The following is a 2123-nucleotide window of genomic DNA, read 5'->3' on the forward strand; positions in this document are numbered from 1 at the left end:
ATTTACGGAATATCGCTGTAAGCGATCGCTCAGGTCTGCACCAAACTTTTGCACGCTTTGTTCATTCGCCATAGCATCCACAGTAAGGACTTCGCTATAAACCAAACGCCACAGTACGTCATGGGTATACAAGCGCGCGAGGCGTGAAATGGTTTTATCGACCGCTCTGTACTGCTCGACTAGCGCTTCAAGTGCTGCACCCGCAATTGGAGGAGCCTCTGGGTCCGTGATCAGAGCCGCATCTTCCAACGCCGACTGTGTTAAAAACGCGTTCAGCGCATCATCATCTTTTAAATATTGCGACTGTTTTCCTTTGCTAATTTTATACAGTGGTGGCTGCGCAATATAAATGTGGCCGCGCTCAATAAGCTCACGCATATGCCTAAAGAAAAACGTCAAAAGCAAGGTTCGAATATGCGAACCGTCAACATCTGCGTCCGTCATAATGATTATGGAGTGATATCTAAGCTTTTCAGCATCGAATTCTTCTTTACCAATTCCACAACCTAAGGCTGTTACGATGGTTCCGACTTCTGCGGAGCCGAGCATCTTGTCAAAGCGCGCTTTCTCGACATTAAGGATCTTACCCTTAAGTGGCAAAATGGCTTGAAACTTACGATTTCGACCTTGCTTAGCGGATCCGCCAGCAGAATCCCCTTCTACAAGGTAAATCTCTGACAATGCAGGATCTTTTTCTTGGCAATCCGCGAGCTTTCCTGGCAGACCGGCAATATCCAATGCGCCTTTACGACGCGTCATCTCTCGAGCCTTACGTGCCGCTTCTCGTGCTCGAGCAGCATCTAGCATTTTACCGACAATAATAGTCTTCGCGTCACCTGGGTTTTCAAGAAGGTAATCGTTCAAACGCGCAGCCATAGCTTGTTCAACGGCTGTTTTCACTTCAGAAGACACCAATTTCTCTTTGGTCTGCGACGAAAACTTAGGATCTGGGACTTTAACTGAAATAATGGCTGTTAGACCTTCACGCGCATCGTCGCCCGTTGTGCCAATCTTAGCTTTCTTACCTAAGCCTTCACGCTCGATATAAGAGTTCAGTCCGCGGGTTAGCGCGGCTCTAAAACCTGCCAAGTGTGTACCGCCATCTTTTTGCGGAATGTTATTGGTGTAGCACAAAAGATTTTCTTGGAAAGAGTCATTCCACTGCAGGGCAACCTCAACAGCTACTCCTGTTTCCTCATCTCCTTCGTTAGCAAAATGAAACAACTTATTAATGGGTGTCTTGTTGCGGTTGAGGTAGTCGACAAAAGCCCCTAAGCCACCATCATAATTATATGTCTCACTCTCACCAGACCGTTCATCCGTTAATCTAATGTTCACGCCAGAGTTCAAGAACGCCAACTCACGAAGACGCTTCGCTAAAATATCAAAATGGAATTCAATATTGCTGAAGGTCTCTGGCGACGGCGAAAAACGCACAGTTGTTCCCGTGTTTTGAGTTTCGCCAACTACTTCAAGGGGTGCTTGTGGCACACCGTGCGCGTAGTGCTGCTCAAACACCTTACCTTGGCGGCGTACTGTAAGCGTTAGTGAAGACGACAGCGCGTTTACCACCGACACACCAACACCATGGAGCCCACCAGAGACCTTATAGGTATTATCATCAAATTTACCGCCCGCGTGCAGTACGGTCATAATCACTTCGGCAGCTGAGACGCCCTCTTCATGCATCTCTGTCGGTATTCCGCGACCGTCGTCAGAGACGGTAATCGATTCATCAGGGTGAACGACAATATCGATTGTCGAACAGAATCCGGCCAATGCCTCATCAATGCTATTATCAACGACCTCAAATACCATGTGGTGCAAACCGGTGCCATCATCCGTGTCACCGATATACATTCCTGGGCGCTTTCGCACGGCATCCAGGCCCTTTAACACGGTAATACTTGAGGAATCGTAATTTTGATTCGACATAAAAGAGGCAACCCTATGTGAAAAACAACGGTGATTATAGCACGTGTAGGCTCAATTGGGTGCTATTCGGCAGCACAGACTCGGCCGTGTTCCACGTGGAACACCTTGAAGTCCTGTGTAGATAGTGCGCCCAATAACGGGTGAAGTGGCTGTAGCGCCGTTGACGTCGCGAACACCTGCACGCCACC

Annotated in this window: 1 protein-coding gene (running past one end of the window); it reads right to left on the reverse strand. The window is 48.2% G+C overall.

Going from position 1 to position 2123, the window contains the following annotated elements:
* Positions 1 to 1935, reverse strand: partial view of a DNA topoisomerase (ATP-hydrolyzing) subunit B gene (gene gyrB / locus ACTF5Z_RS11510; protein WP_438985763.1) — the 5' portion only. The gene continues 573 nt to the left of window position 1, outside the view; 1935 of the gene's 2508 nt are visible here — the first part of the coding sequence; it begins with the start codon at positions 1933 to 1935; the stop codon falls past the left edge of the window.
* Positions 1936 to 2123 lie beyond the last annotated feature (188 nt).

Source organism: Aequoribacter sp. (assembly GCF_965659035.1).
Lineage (GTDB): Bacteria > Pseudomonadota > Gammaproteobacteria > Pseudomonadales > Halieaceae > Aequoribacter.